The 18,288-nt window shown below is 73.3% G+C and carries 13 protein-coding genes and 1 pseudogene; 9 read left to right on the forward strand and 5 right to left on the reverse strand.

What is annotated here, in order from left to right; translation table 11 throughout:
* Positions 1 to 51: 51 nt before the first annotated feature.
* Entirely contained in the window at positions 52 to 600 is a 549-nt protein-coding gene (locus KDL01_RS05605) for a hypothetical protein (RefSeq protein ID WP_212527249.1), read from the reverse strand.
* A gap of 175 nt (positions 601 to 775) precedes the next feature.
* Between KDL01_RS05605 and KDL01_RS05610 the strand changes: the two genes are divergently transcribed.
* The 6 genes from KDL01_RS05610 (at position 776) to asnB (ending at position 8,851) form a co-directional block, all read left to right on the forward strand.
* The gene (locus KDL01_RS05610) at positions 776 to 2,386 is read left to right on the forward strand and encodes an FAD-dependent monooxygenase (protein WP_212527250.1); all 1,611 of its coding nucleotides are present in this window, start codon (positions 776 to 778) and stop codon (positions 2,384 to 2,386) included.
* An 87-nt stretch (positions 2,387 to 2,473) separates the two neighbouring features.
* Entirely contained in the window at positions 2,474 to 4,720 is a 2,247-nt protein-coding gene (locus tag KDL01_RS05615; RefSeq protein WP_212527251.1) for a sensor domain-containing protein, read from the forward strand.
* Between the two features lie 56 nt (positions 4,721 to 4,776).
* Positions 4,777 to 5,697 carry a phosphatase PAP2 family protein gene (locus tag KDL01_RS05620; RefSeq protein ID WP_212527252.1) on the forward strand — a complete coding sequence of 307 codons (921 nt, stop codon included), beginning with the start codon at positions 4,777 to 4,779 and terminating at the stop codon, positions 5,695 to 5,697.
* Positions 5,698 to 5,744: 47 nt separating this feature from the next.
* The gene (locus KDL01_RS05625) at positions 5,745 to 6,272 is read left to right on the forward strand and encodes an NUDIX domain-containing protein (RefSeq protein WP_212527253.1); all 528 of its coding nucleotides are present in this window, start codon (positions 5,745 to 5,747) and stop codon (positions 6,270 to 6,272) included.
* A gap of 28 nt (positions 6,273 to 6,300) precedes the next feature.
* Positions 6,301 to 6,960 (forward strand): phosphoribosyltransferase family protein, encoded by a 660-nt coding sequence (locus KDL01_RS05630; RefSeq protein ID WP_212527254.1) that lies wholly within the window; start codon positions 6,301 to 6,303, stop codon positions 6,958 to 6,960.
* Between the two features lie 25 nt (positions 6,961 to 6,985).
* The gene (gene asnB, locus KDL01_RS05635) at positions 6,986 to 8,851 is read left to right on the forward strand and encodes an asparagine synthase (glutamine-hydrolyzing) (protein WP_212527255.1); all 1,866 of its coding nucleotides are present in this window, start codon (positions 6,986 to 6,988) and stop codon (positions 8,849 to 8,851) included.
* A gap of 20 nt (positions 8,852 to 8,871) precedes the next feature.
* On the opposite strand, the gene KDL01_RS05640 is transcribed toward asnB, so the two are convergent.
* Positions 8,872 to 9,711: a M55 family metallopeptidase gene (locus tag KDL01_RS05640; protein ID WP_212527256.1), complete on the reverse strand. Its 840-nt coding sequence runs from the start codon at positions 9,709 to 9,711 to the stop codon at positions 8,872 to 8,874.
* Positions 9,712 to 9,789: 78 nt separating this feature from the next.
* Here KDL01_RS05640 and KDL01_RS45125 point away from each other — a divergent pair, with 78 nt between their 5' ends.
* Positions 9,790 to 10,659 (forward strand): GNAT family N-acetyltransferase, encoded by an 870-nt coding sequence (locus tag KDL01_RS45125; protein ID WP_212527257.1) that lies wholly within the window; start codon positions 9,790 to 9,792, stop codon positions 10,657 to 10,659.
* A 41-nt stretch (positions 10,660 to 10,700) separates the two neighbouring features.
* On the opposite strand, the gene ppk2 is transcribed toward KDL01_RS45125, so the two are convergent.
* Positions 10,701 to 11,684 carry a polyphosphate kinase 2 gene (gene ppk2, locus KDL01_RS05650; RefSeq protein ID WP_212527258.1) on the reverse strand — a complete coding sequence of 328 codons (984 nt, stop codon included), beginning with the start codon at positions 11,682 to 11,684 and terminating at the stop codon, positions 10,701 to 10,703.
* A 129-nt stretch (positions 11,685 to 11,813) separates the two neighbouring features.
* Between ppk2 and KDL01_RS05655 the strand changes: the two genes are divergently transcribed.
* Entirely contained in the window at positions 11,814 to 15,848 is a 4,035-nt protein-coding gene (locus KDL01_RS05655; RefSeq protein ID WP_212527259.1) for a Pls/PosA family non-ribosomal peptide synthetase, read from the forward strand.
* 8 nt (positions 15,849 to 15,856) lie between these two features.
* The gene (locus KDL01_RS05660) at positions 15,857 to 17,188 is read left to right on the forward strand and encodes a M1 family metallopeptidase (protein ID WP_307846120.1); all 1,332 of its coding nucleotides are present in this window, start codon (positions 15,857 to 15,859) and stop codon (positions 17,186 to 17,188) included.
* A 64-nt stretch (positions 17,189 to 17,252) separates the two neighbouring features.
* Here the strand turns inward: KDL01_RS05660 and KDL01_RS05665 are convergent, their stop codons facing one another.
* A complete protein-coding gene (locus KDL01_RS05665; RefSeq protein ID WP_498037985.1) occupies positions 17,253 to 17,963 on the reverse strand; it encodes a helix-turn-helix domain-containing protein in 711 nt (236 codons plus the stop codon).
* A pseudogene (locus KDL01_RS47070) lies at positions 17,944 to 18,288 on the reverse strand (PucR-like N-terminal domain-containing protein); the annotation flags it as partial. The pseudogene KDL01_RS47070 and the gene KDL01_RS05665, both read right to left, overlap by 20 nt.

The raw sequence follows: 18,288 nt of genomic DNA on the forward strand, positions 1-18,288 counted from the left end.
ACGGAACGACGATGCGGACGAGCAGTACGGTCTCGGCGTGACCCGTGCGTCTCAGAAGATCTGGAACGCCACCGGCTTGCCTTGATTGTCGAGCGGTTGTGGGACGTCGAGCACGGTGCCCACCGAGGCCGGCGGCACGTAGGTGTCGACCCAGACCCAGTAGCGGCCGGTCGGCAGGCCCTTTCCACTGGGGAAGGGCTGGGTGGTGAGGGTCAGGTGGGTCGCCACTTTGATATGGGTGGCGTCCGAGGGGAGCGGTCCGAAGACGAGCGAGACGGTGAAATCGTCCTTCCCGTCCGTTCCGCCTTCGGCACTCATGTAGTACGTGGCGGCGGGGTATTTGTCGGTGTACTCGCACTGCCCGCCCTCCACCGCGTTCGGGGGCGGCGTGATGTCGCCGCCGTCGGGGCCGGCCGCGGTGCCCGTCGACATGCAAAGGCTCCCCTTCTGTTCCCAGGCCCACAGGTACCAGGCCAGCCCGAGCGTGGTTCCGCTCCGCAGGAGCACCGGAGTGGTCTGGCCGGCTCCGCAGCCGGATATCAGGCTGCTGCCCAGCACGGCAGTGGCGGCCAAGGCCACGGCGCGCAAGCGCACGCTCACTCTGTCCCCACTCTTCTTACGGAACGACAACCCGGATCGAATACCGGATGACGATACTCGGGTCCTTGCTTGAAGGTCACGGCTCATCCGGCCCAGGGAGCTCACTTGCCCCGCCCGCTATCATCGTTCGTACTCGCAGGTGTCGAGGGAAGGCGAGCGAAGGAGCCGGATGGCCGTGCCAGCTGAACCGAACGCGTCGGCCCCGCCGGACGGCGGTGCGCCGGACCTCGACACCGAGGTCCTGGTGGTCGGCGCCGGTCCGGTCGGGCTCTGGCTGGCCGCCGAGCTGTGCGCCGCCGGGGTGCGGGTGTGCGTGCTCGAGGCGCGGCAGGAGCGGGCTTCCTGGTCGCGCGGGTTCGTCGTGCATCCGCGGACGCTCGAGATCCTCGACTCGCGCGGCGCCGTGACTGCACTGCTCGGCTCCGGCAGGCAGCTGTCCACCTGGCACTACGCGATGGGTACGCGGCGGCTGGACTTCACCCGGCTGCCCTCCGCCTTCCCGTTCCTGGTGCTCCAGCCGCAGGCGCGCACCGAGGAGCTGCTCGAAGCGCACCTCGAGCGCTGCGGCGGTTCCGTGCGGCGCGGCTGGCGGGCCGTCGGGCTGACGCAGGGTCAGGACCGGGTCAGCGTGCGGGTGCGCGACGGCGAGGGCGAGTCCGAGCTGACCGCGCGCTTCGTCGTGGGCTGTGACGGCGCCCGCAGCACGGTGCGGCAGGTAGCGGGCATCGGCTTCCACGGGAACCCGGACACGATGCTCTCCCCGTCCGCGCTGGTCGAGTTCGCCGACCCGCCGAAGCCGCAGGACTACATCCAGACCCACGAGCAGGGCACCTTCTTCGTCATCGCGCTGCCCGACGGCCGCTTCGTCGTCTCCACGATCGACCACGCCGTGATGAACGACGTCGGCATGGTGTGGACGGCCGAGGCGGTGCGCGACTCGGTGCGCCGCATCACCGGCACCGACTACGGCATGCGCGCGACCGAGCGGGTGGCCACGCTCGGCAACTCGGCCAAGCAGGCCGAGCGCTACCGCGAGGGCCGCGTGCTGCTCGCCGGGGACGCCGCGCACGTGCACTTCCCGATGGGCGGCCAGGGCATGAACCTGGGCATCCAGGACGCACACAATCTGGCCTGGCGGCTGACCGCCGTGGTCCGGGCGCAGCGCGAGCGGCCCGACGCGGGCGACGCCCTGCTCGACGGCTACGAGGCGGAGCGCCGCCCGGCCGGCGAGCATGTGCTCGAGGACGTGCGGGCGCAGATGGCGCTGGTCGCGGCGACCGGCGCGGACGGCTCGGCGCTGCGGGCCCGGTTCGAGGCGCTGCTCGGTGAGCACCCCGAGGTCAACCTGCAGTACGCGCGGCGGCTGGCCGGCCTCGAGGTGCGCTACTCGGCGCAAGGCGAGGATCCGCGGCTCGGCACGCGCGTGCCCGACCTGCTGCTGGACGTGGCGGACGGGGTCGGCCCGAGTGAGCCCAAGCGGCTCTACGAGCTGCTGGCCGAGGCCGGAGCCGGGCGCTTCGCGTCGCTGCGGCTCGGCGGCGCGTCGGACGAGGCGGACGACGCCGCCGACGTCGCCGTGGAGCAGGCGAAGGACGAGGCGCCGGCGGTCTTCGCGGCGCGCGGCGTGCTCGGGCCGGACTGGGCGCTGCGCGGCGGCTGGGGCGGCCGGGCCGAGGCGGTGCTGATCCGTCCGGACGGACATGTGGTTCGGATCACACCCGGTGAGAACACAGGTGTCGGCGAGGGCGCCGACGGGGGCGAGAGCCCGGAGATCACGCTCGGATAAGATGGAGATCGCACTCCGGAGTCGCTGGGCGAGGCCGTGCCGCCGCCCGGCAGCGCACCAGCCGGACGCAAGGGAGCAGGTTCGTCGATGACGAGTACGTCGGAGCACGGGGCGGACGCGGGCAACGGCCCGCCCGCCGAGGTCGGCGAGCCGGACCAGGCGGCGCCGCAGCAGGCGCCAGGTGGGGCGCGAGCCCTCGACCCGGCCGAACTCGACCGGATCTGCCTCTACAACCTGCTGTCCACCTGCGCGGACATGATCTACTTCAAGGACCGCGACTCCCGGTTCATCAAGGCCAGCCGCAGCGCCGCCGAGTTCACCGGGGCGGCCAGCCCGGAGGACATGCTCGGCAAGTCGGTGCGCGACTACTTCACCCCGGAGCACGTCTCCGCGGCCTTCGAGACCGAGCAGCAGATCATGCGCACCGGCGTGGCGGTCAACGACGTCGAGGAGCCGCACCTGCGGCCGCACACCGGCGACGAGGAGACGCTCAGCGCCAGCAAGCAGCCGCTGCGCGACTTCGACGGCCGGATCATCGGCACCTTCGGGATAAGCCGCGACATCACCGCGCGCAAGATGGCCGAGCGCGAGCTGATCGCCCGCACCGCGGAGCTCGACCGGGTCGGCCGGGAGCTGCGCACGCTGATCGACACCAGCCCCGACCCGATGTCCCGGTTCGACCGGAACCTGCGCTGCACCTACGCGAACCCGGCCGCGCTCAAGATCAGCGGCATGGCGCGGCGGGAGCTGCTCGGACGCACCCTGGAGGAGATGGGCCAGGAGCCGGAGGAGTTCGTCCAGGGCTGGGACGACACGCTGCGGCACGTGCTGGCCACCGGCGAGAGCGCCGAGCGGGAGTTCGGGGTGATGCTCGCGGGCACCTACCGCTTCCTGCACACCCGGTTCGTCCCGGAGATCGACGACGACGGCGAGGTGCTGAGCGTGCTCGCGGTCAGCCGGGACCTGACCGAACGGCGCCGGATCGAGGAGGCGCTGGCCGAGCAGGCGGTGCGCGACCCGCTGACCGGCCTGGCCAACCGCACCCTGCTGGTCAGCCGGATCCGGCAGGCGATCGAGCTCGGCACCGCGCGGCGGGCCGGGCTCGCCGTGCTCTTCCTCGACCTCGACCGGTTCAAGCTGATCAACGACAGCCTCGGCCACGCGGCCGGGGACGAGCTGCTCGCCGCGGTGGCCGACCGGCTGCGCGAGGCGGTGCGCCGGGGCGATCTGGTGGCCCGGTTCGGCGGGGACGAGTTCGTGATCCTGTGCGAGGACGTGGAGCGGCACGAGGCGGCCGAGATCGCCGAGCGGATCAACCGCTGCCTGGTGCGCCCGTTCAGCTGCGCGGGCAAGGCGATCCACGTGCGCTCGAGCATCGGCATCGCCATGGCCGAGGACGACGAGGCCGACGTGGACGCCCTGCTGCGGGACGCCGACGCGGCGATGTACCAGGTCAAGGCGGCCGGCGGGGTGACCGGCGGGTACCGCTTCTTCGAGCCGGCCGCGCACGAGCTGGCGGTGGCGCGGATCGACCTCGAGCACGATCTGCGCCTGGCCGTGGAGCGGGGCGAGTTCGAACTCGTCTACCAGCCGGTGCTCAGCCTCTCCGGCGGCCGGATCGTGGGCGCCGAGGCGCTGATCCGCTGGCACCACCCGGTGCGCGGGCTGCTGGCGCCGTCCGAGTTCATCGGCGTGGCCGAGGAGACCCACCTGATCATCCCGATCGGGCGCTGGGTGATCGAGGAGGCCTGCCGCCAGCTCGCGGAGTGGAACGCCCAGCCCGGACTGGACGGGGGCCGGCCGCTGATGCTCTCGGTGAACGTCTCCAACCGGCAGCTCGCGCACGATCCGGCCCTGGTCGCGGAGGTCACCGGGGCGATCGCGAAGCACGGGGTGGCCGCCGAGCAGATCTGCCTTGAGGTCACCGAGACCGCCGTGCACGAGGCCTCGGGCGAGGTCCGCTGGGCCCTGGCCGAGCTCTCCCGGATCGGGGTGCAGATCGCGCTGGACGACTACGGCACCGGCTACTCCTCGCTCGGCCACCTGCGCGAGATCCCGGTCAACGCGCTTAAGATCGACCGTGTGTTCATCGAGGGGCTCACCCGGCACCGCGGCGACGACGCGATCGTGGTCGCGGTCATCACCCTGGCCCACGCCCTCGGGATGCACGTCGTGGCCGAGGGCGTGGAGTCCTGGCAGCAGCGCGACCGGCTGCGCGAGCTCGGCTGCGACTACGTGCAGGGCCACCTGTTCGCCCGGCCGCTGCGGGTCGCACAGTTCGAGGACCTGGTGCGCGGCCGGATCGAGCTGCCGGCGGAGCCGTCCGTGCGCTGACCCCCGCGGCCGTCCGGCGTCCCCCCGCTCCACCACCTGAAAGTCGGAACTCACCGATGGCCACCTCCACCGCCACCGCGGCTCCCGTCGCCACCACCGCCGTCACCGTGCGCAGGGCCGCCGCGGTCGCGGCCGCGAGCGCCGTACTGCTGGGGGTGGTGTACCTGGTCGCGGTGCGCAGCGGGGTGGGGCAGCGGTTCGAGAACGCGGTGTGGGTCGGCTCCGGGCAGACCGCGATGCAGCGCCCGGCCCAGGCGGTCGGCGCCCTCGACCTGATCGGCACCTGGAGCGTGATCGCGGCCGTCCTCGTGGTGGTCGGGATCGGCCTGTTGCGCCGTCAGGTCGCGCTCGCCCTGGCCGGCGCGGCGGTGGTCGGCGCCTCGATGGCCACCACCGAGTTCCTCAAGAGCACGCTGATCAGGCCGAACCTGGTGCCCGGCTGGACCGACAGCGCGGGCAACAGCTTCCCCAGCGGGCACACCACCGTGGCCATGTCGGTGATGTTCGCGCTGATCCTGGTGGCGCCGTACCGATTCAGGGGCCTGATCGCGTTCTGCACGGCCGCGACCGCCACCGAGATCGGCGCGCTGACGATCGTCGCACGCTGGCACCGCCCCAGCGACACCCTCGGCGCCGACCTCGTGGTGCTGTTCTACGCCGGCCTCGCCGTGCTCGTGCTGGCCGCCTTCGGACGCATCCGGCCCATCGCGGCGCGCCCGCTCGAGGGCCGCCCGCCGCGCGGCCTGCTCACGCTCGGCCCGATCGCCCTCGGCACGGCCACCGCGGTGTGCGGCGCCATGCTCTACGCCGCGCTGACCTACTACCACCGCGTGCACTACGCGCCCGGCTACGAGACCTCCCAGTCCGCGTTCTACACCGGCTGCCTGATCGCCCTCGCCGGCAGCGGTCTGGCCACCCTCGCGCTGCTCTGGCTGCTGGCCCGGCTCGACCTGACCGTGCCCGAGTCCCGCGACTAGATACAGGCCCCCACCCGACAACCCGTGGTCTTCCTAGGCTTGCGGGCATGAACGACTTCCTCTCCACCCTCCCCGCGGCCTACGTCGGTTCCGGCGCACTGATCACCGACGAGGACGGACGCGTGCTGCTGGTCAAGCCGACCTACAAGCCCGGCTGGGAGATCCCGGGCGGCGCCATGGACGCGGGGGAGTATCCGCGCGAGACGCTGCGGCGCGAACTCGCCGAGGAGCTCGGGCTGGCGATCGAACCCGGTCGGCTGCTGGTGGTGGACTTCATGCCGGCCCGGCCCGAGCGGCCGCGTCCGTCGATCATGTACGTGTTCGACTGCGGGCGGCTGACGGCGGCGCAGCACGCGGCGCTTGTGCTCCAGACGGAGGAACTCTCGGAGTATCACTACGTCGGATTAGCTCAACTCGATCGGCATCTGACCGGGCGGCTGCTGCGCCGGATGCGTCTCGCACACCGGGGGCTGACCTCGGGCGAAGGACCGATCGACCTGGAGAACGGTTACCTCCCAGGTGCCGCGCGCGCCGCGGCGCCGGACGGCGTGGACCCGCGTCACCCACTGGACTGAGGCCCAGGCCGACGGGCACACTGCCTCCATGTCAGCGTCCTCAGCCTCCCACGCCGCGCAGCTCGTGCTCCGGCACTTCCGTTGGGTCGGCGGCCACGCCGACGTCTGGGCCGTGTTCCGGGACGCCCAGGCGTTGCGCGCGCTCGTGGCCGGGCTGGCCGAACCCGTCCGCGCCGAGGGCGTCACGGCCGTGTGCGGGATCGAGTCGCGCGGGTTCCTGCTCGGCGCGGCCGTCGCGGTGGAACTCGGGGTCGGGTTCGTGCCGGTGCGCAAGGGCATCGGCATGCTGCCGGGAGACAAGGCCTTCGGCCAGACCACGCCGGACTACCGGGGCCTGCGCCACACGCTCCGGCTCCAGCGCGAGATGCTCGGCGCGGGCGACCGGGTGCTGCTGGTGGACGACTGGCTCCAGACGGGCGCGCAGGCGGCCACCGTCCGCGACATCGTCGAGCAGTGCGGCGCGATCTGGGCCGGGTGCAGCGTCCTGGTGGATCAGCTCACGGAGGAACGGCGCGCGGCCATAGGGCCGGTGCACGCCGTGCTCAAGGCCGCCGAACTGCCGGAGGATCAGCTCGCCGTGCCGGCGCCCGCGCCGCTGCGCGAACTGCCCGCCGCGCAGGCCCCGGCTGACGGGTCGTCCGTTACGCCGTCGGCTGAGCCCGTCCCGGCGAGCGTCCCCGGCTCCTAGGCCCGCAAGGTCCAGAATTGTCCGCATGTGCGGAATCACCGGCTGGGTCAGGTTCCCTCCGGAGCCGAGGCAGCGCCCCGACCTGCTCAAGGCGATGTCCGAGACCCTGGCCTGCCGCGGCCCGGACGCCTCCGGGATCTGGCTGGGGCTCAACGCGGCGCTCGGGCACCGGCGGCTGGCCGTGATCGACCCCGAGGGCGGCCGCCAGCCCATGCGGGCCCGCTGCGACAACGCCGTGGACGAGGTGGTGCTCGTCTACAGCGGCGAGGTCTACAACTACCGCGAGCTGCGGACCGAGCTGAAGGCCAAGGGCCGCGTCTTCGTCACTGAAAGCGACACCGAGGTCGTGCTCCAGGCGTATCTGGCCTGGGGCGAGGACTTCGTGGAGCGGCTCGGCGGCATGTTCGCGCTCGCGCTCTGGGACGGCTCGCGCGAGCTGCTCCTGCTCGCCCGGGACCGGCTCGGTGTCAAGCCGCTGTATTACGCGCGGACGATCGACGGCCTGGTGTTCGGGTCGGAGATCAAGGCCCTGCTGGCCTACCCGGAGGTCGAGGCCGCCGTGGACGCCGAGGGGCTGGCCGAACTGCTCTCCTTCGTCAGGACGCCGGGCCGCACCTGCTACCGGGGCGTGCACGAGCTGCGTCCCGGGCACACGCTGGTGGTGCGGGAGGATCAGCACCCGGTGACGCGCCGGTACTGGACGCTGGAGGCGCGCAAGCACCGGGACGAGCTGCCCGCCACCGTCGCGCACGTCCGGGAACTGCTCGAGGACATCGTGGAGCGGCAGCTCATCGCCGACGTGCCGCTGTGCACGCTGCTCTCCGGCGGCCTCGACTCGTCCGCGATCACGGCGCTGGCCGCGCGTTCGCTCGCCCGCCGCAACAAGGGGCCGGTGCGCTCGTACGCGGTCGGATTCGCCGGCCAGCACGAGCACTGGGACGCGGACGCCGACCGGATGCGCGACACCCTCGACGCCCCCTTCGCCCGCCTGCTGGCCGAGCACGTCGGAGCCGAGCACACCGAGGTGCTGCTCGACGCCGCGCGGCTGGCCGACCGCGACACGATCGACCGGGTGGTGCGCGCCCGGGACCTGCCCGACGGACTCGGCGAGGGCGACACCTCGCTGTACCTGCTCTTCGGCGCGCTGCGCGAGCAGGGCAACACCGTCGCGCTCTCCGGCGAGGCGGCCGACGAGGTGTTCGGCGGGTACGCCTGGTTCCACGACGAGGCCGCCGTGAACGCCGAGACCTTCCCCTGGCTGGCCCGCTCCGGCGGATTCTCCGGCGAGCAGACCACGAACACGCCCCACTCCTTCCTCGACCCCGGCCTGCTGACCAAGCTCGAGCTGCGCGACTACGTCGCCGAGCAGTACCGCGAGGCGCTCGCCCAGGTGCCGCGGCTGTCCGGGGAGAGCCCGGCCGAGCGGCGGATGCGGGAGCTCGGCCATCTGCACCTCACCCGCTTCCTGCCCGGCCTGCTCGACCGCAAGGACCGGATGAGCATGGCGGTCGGGCTGGAGGTGCGGGTGCCGTTCTGCGACCACCGGCTGGTGGAGTACGTGTTCAACGTGCCCTGGGAGTTCAAGTCCTTCGACGGCCGGGAGAAGTCCCTGCTGCGCGCGGCGACGCAGGACCTGCTGCCGGTCGAGGTGGCCGGGCGGCGTAAGAGCCCGTATCCGAGCACGCAGGACCCCGTCTTCGCCGAGGGCGTGCGGCGGCGGCTGCGCGAGGTGCTGGCGAACCCTGATTCGCCGGTGCTCCCGCTGCTCGACGCCGCCGCGGCCCGGCGGGCGGTGGAGTCGGCGTCCGGGCCGGAGCTGCGCCGGGCCGCGGAGCCGGTGCTGCTGCTCGACTCCTGGCTGCGGCAGTACCCGGTCAAGCTCGAGCTCTGATTCGCGGCGCGGCTGTCGGGCTATTCGGCGATGCCGCGGGTGAGCAGGACCAGGGTGACGAAGGTGCGGTAGAGCCGGATCGGGTCCTCGTCGCGCAGGTGCACCACGGTCGGCTCCGCCGGGTCCGGCTCGACCCGCTCGAGCCAACAGGCCAGCTCGGCCAGGTCGGGATTGCGCATCCGGACGCTGAGCGTGGCCGGAAGCGCGATGCGGGGCAGCTTGATCTCACCGCGCGCCGCGGCCTCGACCGCCTCGCGCGCGGTGGCCTGGATGAGCGCGCAGGCGCGGCTCGGGTGCAGGCTCTCGGCGGCGAAGCGGGTGACCGACTTCTTCACCACCGCGGCGCGCGCGTCCGGGCAGAGCGGGCGCAGCTCCGCGGCGGTCGTGTCGTCCCCGGTGATCAGCAGCACCGGCACCCGGTGGCCGAGCGCGACCAGGGCATTGATGCCGCTCTCGCCCACCACCGTGCCGTTGAGCCTGACCTCGGCGATGGCCAGCGGGTTGTAGGTGTGCGAGAGCGTGGCCGGGCCGGCCGACATCGAGCCGTGGTAGGAGACGAAGAAGATCCCGTCGAAGGAGTCGTCGAGCCCCTGCATCATGTACATCGGCTTGTGCCGGCCGGACAGGTACGAGGCCTCGCCGCACAGCCGGTCCGGCCGCAGGTTCGCCATCCGCCCGTGCGAGTCGTTGACCAGGATCTCGTGGTCCCCGCCGGCCGCCTGGGCCCCGGAGATGGCCGCGTTCACCTCGGACTGCAGCAGCCCCCGGTAGAGCTCGTAGTCGCCCTGGCCCGGGCGGCACTGCTCCCAGTCCACCACCCCGGCCGTGCCCTCCATGTCGGAGGAGACGAAGATCTTCATATAATCCGCTCCACATCGGCGATGGTAGCGCGGCCAGGGGGTTGACCTCGGCTTCGCGCCGCCGGAAGGATGGGCCGCGTGACGGATCATGGATGGACGCTGACCGGAGACGGGGGCGCCTTCGCGGACGCCGCGCTCGCCTTCCTCAGCCGCGACCCGGTCGGCAACACCTCCACCCTGGCCATCACGGCCGGCCTGCGCACCAGCCCGCGCGAGCCGATGGAGCAGGACTGCTACGGCTGGTGGCGCGACGAGGACGGCCGGATCCGGGCTGCCTTCACGGCTCAGTACCCGTACGCGCTCACCCTCGGCGCCGAGCTGCCCGAGCAGGCCGCGGCCGAACTCCCGGCCGCCTGGCAGGCCTCCGGGCGCGCCCGGCCGCTGAGCGTCTCCGGCGGTGTGAAGGCGGCCGAGGGCATCGCGTCGCACTGGTCCCGGCTGCTCGGCTGCGACTACCGGATCAGGGCGCACCACGAGATGCGGCTGTTCACCTTCGCCGAGCCCACCGCGCCAGAACCGGCCCCGGTCGGCCACGCCCGTCTGGCTACCCTTGCCGACGTGGCGCTGCTGACCGCCTGGGAGCTGGAGTTCCTGCGTGAGTGCGGCCTGAACGGCCCGCGCGACCCGGAGCCCTACGTCAGCTCCCGCGTGCGCGACGGGCGGCAGCTGCTGTGGATCAGCGGCGAGGAGCCGGTGGGCTGTGCCAACTTCACCGGCGTGGCCGGCGGCAGCTCGCGCATCACCGGCGTCTACACCCCGCCCGAGCACCGCCGCCACGGCTACGCGGCCGGCATCACCTGGGCCGCCTCGCACGAGGCGCTCGAGCGCGGCGCCGCGCACGTCCTGCTCTACACCGACCTGTCCAACCCCACCAGCAACGCCGTCTACCAGCGCCTCGGCTACCGCCCGGTGCGCGACGTGACCGAATACGAGTTCGTCGACGAGTGACGGGTGCAGCGGGTGACCGGTGACCGGTGCGGCCGCCCGGCTCAGCGTGAGGCGAGACCCGAGCCGCCGGGGGCGCCGGCCATCCGCGGCGGGCCGACGATCAGCGGGTCCGGCACGCCGACCAGGTCCGTGTTCTTCCCGGCGTAGTCCACCTGGGAGAGCACGAAGCGCATCGCCTCGAGGCGGGCGAGGCGCTTGCCGTTGCCGTTGACCACGGTCCACGGCGCCCGCTCGGTGTGGGTGGCGGTGAACATCGCCTCCTTGGCCCGGGTGTAGGCGTCCCAGCGGTCGAGCGAGGCCAGGTCGTTCGGGCTGAGCTTCCACCGGCGCACCGGGTCCACGTCGCGGATGACGAAGCGGGTGAGCTGCTCCGCGCGGGAGACCGAGAACCAGAACTTGACCAGGATGATCCCGTCCTGCACCAGCATCCGTTCGAACAGCGGCGCCTGACGCAGGAACAGCCGGTACTCCTCGTCGGTGCAGTAGCCCATCACCGGTTCCACCGTGGCCCGGTTGTACCAGGACCGGTCGAAGAGCACGAACTCCCCGGCCGAGGGCAGGTGCGCCACGTACCGCTGGAAGTACCAGCTGGTGCGCTCCTGCTTGTTCGGCTTGTTGAGCGCCACCACCCGCACCCCGCGCGGGTTCAGGTGCTGGATGAACCGCTTGATGGTGCTGCCCTTGCCCGCCGCGTCCCGGCCCTCGAAGACGATGACCAGCCGCGCGTCGGTCTCCTTGGCCCAGGACTGGAGCTTGAGCAGCTCGATCTGCAGCGCCCGCTTGGTCGGGTCGTACTCGGCCCGTCGCAGCAGGTTGTCGTACGGGTAGTCCAGCCGCCAGGTGTCCACCTCGCGCCCGTCCGGCCGGATCAGGATCGGATCGTAACCATCTGGATACTCCACCCGCAGGTCCGCGTGGGTGCGGTACTCGCGCACCCAGTCGCTCAGATGGCCGGTGATGGAGTCCAGGTCGACCAGCGGGTAGAGCGCCGGCTGGGGTTCGATGCGGGTGCGCTGTGCGTCCATGCCCCGTCAGCTCCACTCCGGCCGGTGTCTGGTGTCCTCCATAGGATATGGTGACAAATCAGCTGATATACCGCATCTCTGTTAGGCTGACCGGAGACCGCAGTCTCCCAGAGGAAGCAGGCGCCGAAGTTGCCGCCCTACCGCCTGCTCGCCGATACCGCCCGGTACGGCTCCGCCACCGCGGCCCCCTCGCCGCGCACCCTGCTCGACGTGCTCGAGGCCACCGCCGCGCAGCACCCGCACGCCCCCGCCCTCGACGACGGCGTCAGCCGGCTCGACTACGAGGCGCTGCGCACCGCCGTGGCCGAGGTCGCCGAGCGACTCGCTGAGGCCGGAGTCGGCCGGGGCGACCGCGTCGGCGTACACATACCCTCGGGTACAGCCGAACTCTACCTCGCCATCCTGGGAATTCTCGCGGCCGGCGGCGCCTATGTGCCGGTGGACGTGGACGATCCGCCGGAGCGGGCCGCGCTGGTGTTCGGCGAAGCCGCCGTGCGCGCGGTCGTCCGCGAGGGCCTGCGGATCGATCTGACCGGCACGGAAGCCGCCGCGGCCGCAGCCGCGACCGCAGCCGAGACAGTTGACGACACCGCAGCTGACGACCCGTCCGCCGGGTCCCGCGCCGCCGCGCCCCGGCCCGAGGACGACGCCTGGATCATCTTCACCTCCGGCTCCACCGGCGTGCCCAAGGGCGTCGCCGTCACGCACCGCGCCGCAGCCGCCTTCGTGGACGCCGAGGCCCGGCTGTTCCTGCAGCGCGCCCCGCTCGGCCCGGGGGACCGGGTGCTGGCCGGCCTGTCCGTGGCCTTCGACGCCTCCTGCGAGGAGATGTGGCTGGCCTGGCGGCACGGCGCCTGCCTGGTGCCCGCCCCGCGCTCGCTGGTGCGCAGCGGCGTGGATCTCGGCCCCTGGCTGGTGGAACGCGGCATCAGCGCGGTCTCCACCGTGCCCACCCTGGCCGCGCTCTGGCCGGCCGGGGCCCTCGACCGCGTCAGGCTGCTGATCTTCGGCGGCGAGGCCTGCCCGCCCGAGCTGGCCGAGCGCCTGGCCGTGGACGGGCGCGAGGTGTGGAACACCTACGGGCCCACCGAGGCCACCGTGGTGGCCACCGCCGCCCTGCTCACCGGCGAGGGTCCGGTGCGCATCGGGCTGCCGCTGGACGGCTGGGAGCTGGCCGTGATCGACGCGGCCGGCGAGCCGGTCGGGCCCGGCGAGTCCGGCGAGCTGGTCATCGCGGGCGTGGGCCTGGCCCGCTATCTGGACCCGGAGAAGGACGCGGCGAAGTACGCCGCGCTGCCGGCCGCCGGCTGGGACCGGGCGTACCGCAGCGGCGACCTGGTGCGCGCGGATCCGGAGGGGCTGGTCTTCCTCGGCCGCGCGGACGAGCAGGTGAAGCTGGGCGGCCGCCGGATCGAGCTGGGCGAGATCGACGCCGCGCTGCAGGCGCTGCCCGGGGTCGCCGCGGCCGCCGCCGCGGTCAAGGGCCCGACGGGCGGTCAGATCCTGGTCGGCTACCTGGTCCTGCGCGCCGCGGGCGCCGAGGACGTCGAACCCTTCGATCCCGCCGCCGCGCGGGCCCTGCTGGCCACCCGCCTGCCCGCCGCGCTGGTACCCCGGATCGCCGTGGTGGAGGAACTGCCCACCCGTACCTCGGGCAAGGTGGACCGGCTCGCCCTGCCCTGGCCGCTGCCCGAGCCCGCCGGGCCGGCCGGCGCCGCGGCCGAGGAGCGCGCGGCCGAACTCACCCCGGCGCAGGAGGAGCTCGCCGAGCACTGGGCCGCCGTGCTCGGCTCGCGCCCGCTCGGCCTGGACGCGGACTTCTTCGACGCCGGCGGCGGCAGTCTGGCCGCGGCCCGGCTCGTGTCGGTGCTGCGTCTGACCCACCCGACCGTGACCGTGCGCGACGTCTACGACAACCCGGGCTTCAGCGACCTGGCCGACCGGCTCGCCGAACTCGCCCCCGCCACCGGCGCGCCGCGTTCGCTGCTCGGCGCGCACGGCGAGGCGAGCGAGGTCCGCCCGGTCCGGCTCGGCTTCCAGGTGGCGCAGGCCGCCGCGATGCTGCCGATCTCCGTGCTGGGCATGGTGCGCTGGCTCACCGTGCTCGCGGCCGCCGGCGACCTGCTCGGCCCGGCCTGGGCGCCGCGGGTGTCCTGGTGGGCCGTGCTCGCCGGGTTCCTGCTCTTCGTCGCCCCGCCCGGACGCATCCTGATCTCCGCGCTCGGCGCCCGGCTGCTGCTGCGCGACCTGAGCCCGGGCAGCTACCCGCGCGGCGGCCGGGTGCACCTGCGGCTGTGGGCCGCGCAGACCCTGGCCGAACGGCTCGCCGCGGTCAGCATCGCCAGCGGCCCCTGGCTCCCGCTCTACGCCCGCGCGCTCGGCGCCCGGATCGGCCGCGACGCGGTGCTGCACTCCCCGCCGCCGATCACCGGGCACCTGCGGCTGGACGAGGGCGCGGCGATCGAACCCGAGGTCGACCTGACGGGCCATTGGGTGGACGGCGACCTCGTCCACGTCGGCACGATCCGGGTCGGCGCCCGTGCCTCGGTCGGCACCCGCTCCACCCTGCTGCCCGGCGCCCGGGTCGGCGCGCACGCGCGGATCGCGCCCGGCTCCGCGGTGGCCGGCGAGGTGCCCGAGGAAGAGCACTGGGCCGGGTCCCCGGCCAAGCGGGTCAGGCCGGGCAAGGGCGCGGGCAAGGGCGCGAAGGCGCAGGCGCTGCTCGCGGCCGAGGAGTTCGGCCCGCCCGCCCCGCCTGCTTTCACCCGCCGCTGGTCCGTGGCCTACGGGTGCACCGCACTGCTGCTCGGCCTGCTCCCGCTGGCCGCCGCGGTCCCGGCGCTGGCCGTGCTGGCCGCGTTCCTCGGCGGCGCGCGCACGCCCTGGCAGGCCTTCGGGCAGGGCGTGGCCGGGCTCGTCCCGGCCGTGGTCGTGTTCTTCCTCGCCTTCGCCGCGCTGGTGCTCGCCGGTGTGCGGGCGCTGAGCCTGGGCATGCGCCCCGGTGATTTCCCGCTGCACAGCCTGGCCGCGTACCGGGTGTGGACGACGACGCAGCTCATGGCGATGGCGCGGATCTGGCTCTACCCGCTCTACGCCAGCATCGCCACCCCGGTCTGGCTGCGGGCGCTCGGCATGCAGGTCGGTCGCGACGTCGAGGCCTCCACCGTGCTGGCCGTGCCCGCGATGACGAGCGTGGACAACGGCGCGTTCCTCGCCGACGACACCATGATCGCGCCCTACGAGCTGGCCGACGGCCTGCTCAGCGTCGGGCAGGTGCGCATCGGAAAGCGCGTGTTCGTCGGCAACTCCGGGATGGTCGGCCTCGGCCGCAAGCTGCCCAAGGGCAGCCTCGTCGGTGTGCTCTCGGCCGCGCCGGAGAAGGCCAAGCGCAACAAGTCGTACCTGGGCATGCCGCCGGAGCGGCTGCGCCGGGCGAGCCAGGACACGGACACCTCGCTCACCTACGACCCGCCCGCCCGGCTCAAGGCGGCCAGGGCCGCGGTCGAGATCTGCCGGCTGGTGCCCGCGTTCATCTCGGCCGGCCTCGCGCTGCTCGTCGCGGTCCTGCTCGCGCAGGTCGCCGCCGACCTCGGCGCCGTAGCCGCGGTCCTGCTCGCCGGACCCGTGCTGCTCGGGGCCGGAGTGCTCGGCGCGGCGATCGCGGTGGCGGCCAAATGGGGGATCGTCGGGCGGATCGCGGCCGAGGACAAGCCGCTGTGGAGTTCCTTCGTCTGGCGCAACGAGCTCGCGGACAACTTCATCGAGCTCATCGGCGCCCCCTGGTTCGCCGAATCCTGGCTCGGCAGCGGCGTGCTCAACCTCTGGCTGCGCGCGCTCGGCTCCCGGATCGGGCGCGGGGTGTGGTGCGAGACCTACTGGCTGCCCGAGGCCGACCTGATCGTGCTCGGCGACGGCGCGACCGTCAACCGCGGCTGCGTGGTGCAGACCCACCTGTTCCACGACCGCGTCATGAGCATGGACCTGGTCACCCTGCACGAGGGCGCCACCCTCGGCCCGCAGTGTGTGATCCTGCCCGCCGCGAGCATCGGCACCGGCGCCAGCGTCGGCCCGGCCTCGCTGGTCATGCGCGGCGAGGCGGTGCCGCCGCGCAGCCGCTGGACCGGAAACCCGATCGCCCCCTGGATCGACGAAAAGCCCGAATGACTAGCACTGTGCCCGAGCTCGAACCGTACTTCCCCCGCCACGGCAACGACGGATACCGCGTCGCCCACTACGACCTGACCCTCGGTTACCGCGTCGCGGCGAACCGGCTCGACGGCACGGCCGTGCTCACGGCCGAGGCCGAGGGGGCCGAGCCGCTCGGCGTGTTCGAACTCGACCTGTCCAACGCCCTGCGGGTCGAGCGGGTCACCGTGCAGGGCGCCCGCGTGCGCCACACCCACCGCGCGGGCAAGCTGCGCGTCACCGTGCCGGCCGGCCGGCCGATCGAGGCGGGCGCGCGGTTCAGCGTCGAGGTGCGCTATGGCGGCACGCCGCACCTGGTCCAGAGTCCGTACGGCGGCCTGGGCTGGGAGCAGCTGACCGACGGCGTGCTGGTGGCCAGCCAGCCGACCGGCGCGCCGTCCTGGTTCCCGTGTGACGACCGGCCGGACCGCAAGGCCACCTACCGCGTCACGCTGACCACCTCCGCGATGTACCACGTGGTGGCGAACGGGGTGCTCGAGGAACGCACGCCGCGCGGGTCGAGCGCGACCTGGGTCTACCGCCAGGACGCGCCGATGGCCACGTACCTGGCCACGGTGCAGATCGGCCGGTACCGCTCGATCGACCTGCCCGCCGACATCCCGCAGCAGCTCGTCGTCCCCCCGCGCCTGGCCGCGCGCGCCACCGCCGCGTTCGCCGCGCAGCCCCGGATGATGCAGGTGTTCGAGCAGCGCTTCGGGCCGTACCCCTTCGCCGGGTACACCGCGCTGGTCACCGACGACGTCCTGGAGATCCCGATCGAGGCCCAGGGTCTTTCCATCTTCGGCAGCAACCACCTGGCCGGCGGCTGGGACAACGAGCGCCTGATCGCGCACGAACTCGCGCACCAGTGGTTCGGCAACAGCCTGACCCTGGTGGACTGGCGCGACATCTGGCTGCACGAGGGCTTCGCCGCGTACGCCGAGTGGCTCTGGTCCGAGGCCAGCGGCCAGCGCACCGCCGACGAGCACGCCCGCCGCTGGCACCGGCGCCTGGCCCGGCTGCCGCAGGACCTGGTGCTGCTCGACCCGGGCACGGCGCAGCTGTTCGACGACCGGGTCTACAAGCGCGGCGCCCTCGCCCTGCACGCGCTGCGCCTGACCGTGGGCGACGACGCGTTCTTCCGGATCGTGCGCGAGTGGACCGCGGCCCACCGCCACGGCGGCGTGCGCACGAGCGATTTCGTGGCCTTGTTCACCGGCCACTACGCCGGGCTCGAGGCCGTGATAGAGACTCAGGGCTCGTTCTTCGAACGCTGGCTGCGCCGGCCGGACCTGCCGCAGCTGCCGGTGGTGATCTGAGCACTTACCCGCGTCGGGCGGGTGGTTCAGGCGGGTGGTTCGGGAGGTGGCCCGGGCGGGTGGCTCAGGCGGCGCGGCCGAACCGCGCCAGCAGCCGCCGCCCGCGCAGCGCCACCTCGATCTCGAACCTCGACTCCGGGTGCGCCAGGGCCGAGCCGAGCAGCTCCTGCATCCGGTGCAGCCGGCTGCGCGCGGTCTGCGGATGGATCCCGAGCCGCGCGGCCACCTCCGGCGCGGTGCCCCGGCTGGTGTCCAGCCACGCCAGCAGCGTCGACTCGAGCCGCTCGCGCTGCTTGACGGTCAGCCCGCCCAGCGGCGCCAGCCTGCGCTCGCCGATCAGCCGCACCAGCGCCTCGTCGCCCAACAGCAGCAGCGCGGGCAGATGGCCGTCGCAGCGGATCGGCGCGTGGTCGAGGGCTGAGGCGGAGAGCCGCTCCCGGGCCAGCCGGGCCCAGCGCAGCGAATCGGCCGCGGAACGCAGCGACACCGTCGGCCCGACCACCGCGCGCCGGTCGCGTAAGAACTCGATGATCTCCGGCTTGTCCAGCCACGCCTCGGGTTCGGGCAGCAGCAGGTGGGGGTCGGGCGAGGAGAGCTCGGCCAGCACCTCCTCGGGCAGCCGCGCGCCGTACCCGGTCGAGGTCGGCCGCGGGTCCGCCGCCTCCCGCCAGCCGGTCCCGGGACCCAGCGCCACGCACGCCACGACCTCGGGCAGCGCCCAGTCCGCCTCCTCGGCCGCCGTCGCGAGCAGGTCAGGCCGGGTGCCCGCGAGCACCTCCGCGAGCAGCCGCCGCCGACGCTCCCGCGCCTCGCCGAGGTCCGCCTTGGCCTGCGCGTATCCGAGTACGCACGCCGTGGCGATCTGGTCCACGTGCGTGAAGACCTCCTCGGCCAGGTCCACCATCTGCTCCGGGCGCATCCCCACCCGCCGGGCCACCCGCGCGTACCGGCGCCAGGCCAGCCGCCCGCCGAGCCGCGAAGTACGGCGCCACCAGCAGGGACTCGAGCGCGTCGTTCTCCGCGTAGGCCTCCCGGATGCGGTCCAGGAAGCGGGCCCGGATGATGCAGCCGCCGCGCCAGATGGTGGCCATCGCACCGCG

The sequence above is a fragment of the Actinospica durhamensis genome (assembly GCF_018139695.1).
GTDB classification, from domain to species: Bacteria; Actinomycetota; Actinomycetes; order Streptomycetales; family Catenulisporaceae; genus Actinospica; species Actinospica durhamensis.

What these genes read in the sequence shown, in the direction of transcription:
- KDL01_RS05615 (WP_212527251.1), top strand. Translation starts at nt 2,474, where the DNA reads ATGACGAGTACGTCGGAGCACGGGGCGGACGCGGGCAACGGCCCGCCC.
- KDL01_RS05620 (WP_212527252.1), top strand. Translation starts at nt 4,777, where the DNA reads ATGGCCACCTCCACCGCCACCGCGGCTCCCGTCGCCACCACCGCCGTC.
- KDL01_RS05625 (WP_212527253.1), top strand. Translation starts at nt 5,745, where the DNA reads ATGAACGACTTCCTCTCCACCCTCCCCGCGGCCTACGTCGGTTCCGGC.
- KDL01_RS05630 (WP_212527254.1), top strand. Translation starts at nt 6,301, where the DNA reads ATGTCAGCGTCCTCAGCCTCCCACGCCGCGCAGCTCGTGCTCCGGCAC.
- asnB (WP_212527255.1), top strand. Translation starts at nt 6,986, where the DNA reads ATGTGCGGAATCACCGGCTGGGTCAGGTTCCCTCCGGAGCCGAGGCAG.
- KDL01_RS05640 (WP_212527256.1), bottom strand. Translation starts at nt 9,711, where the DNA reads ATGAAGATCTTCGTCTCCTCCGACATGGAGGGCACGGCCGGGGTGGTG.
- ppk2 (WP_212527258.1), bottom strand. Translation starts at nt 11,684, where the DNA reads ATGGACGCACAGCGCACCCGCATCGAACCCCAGCCGGCGCTCTACCCG.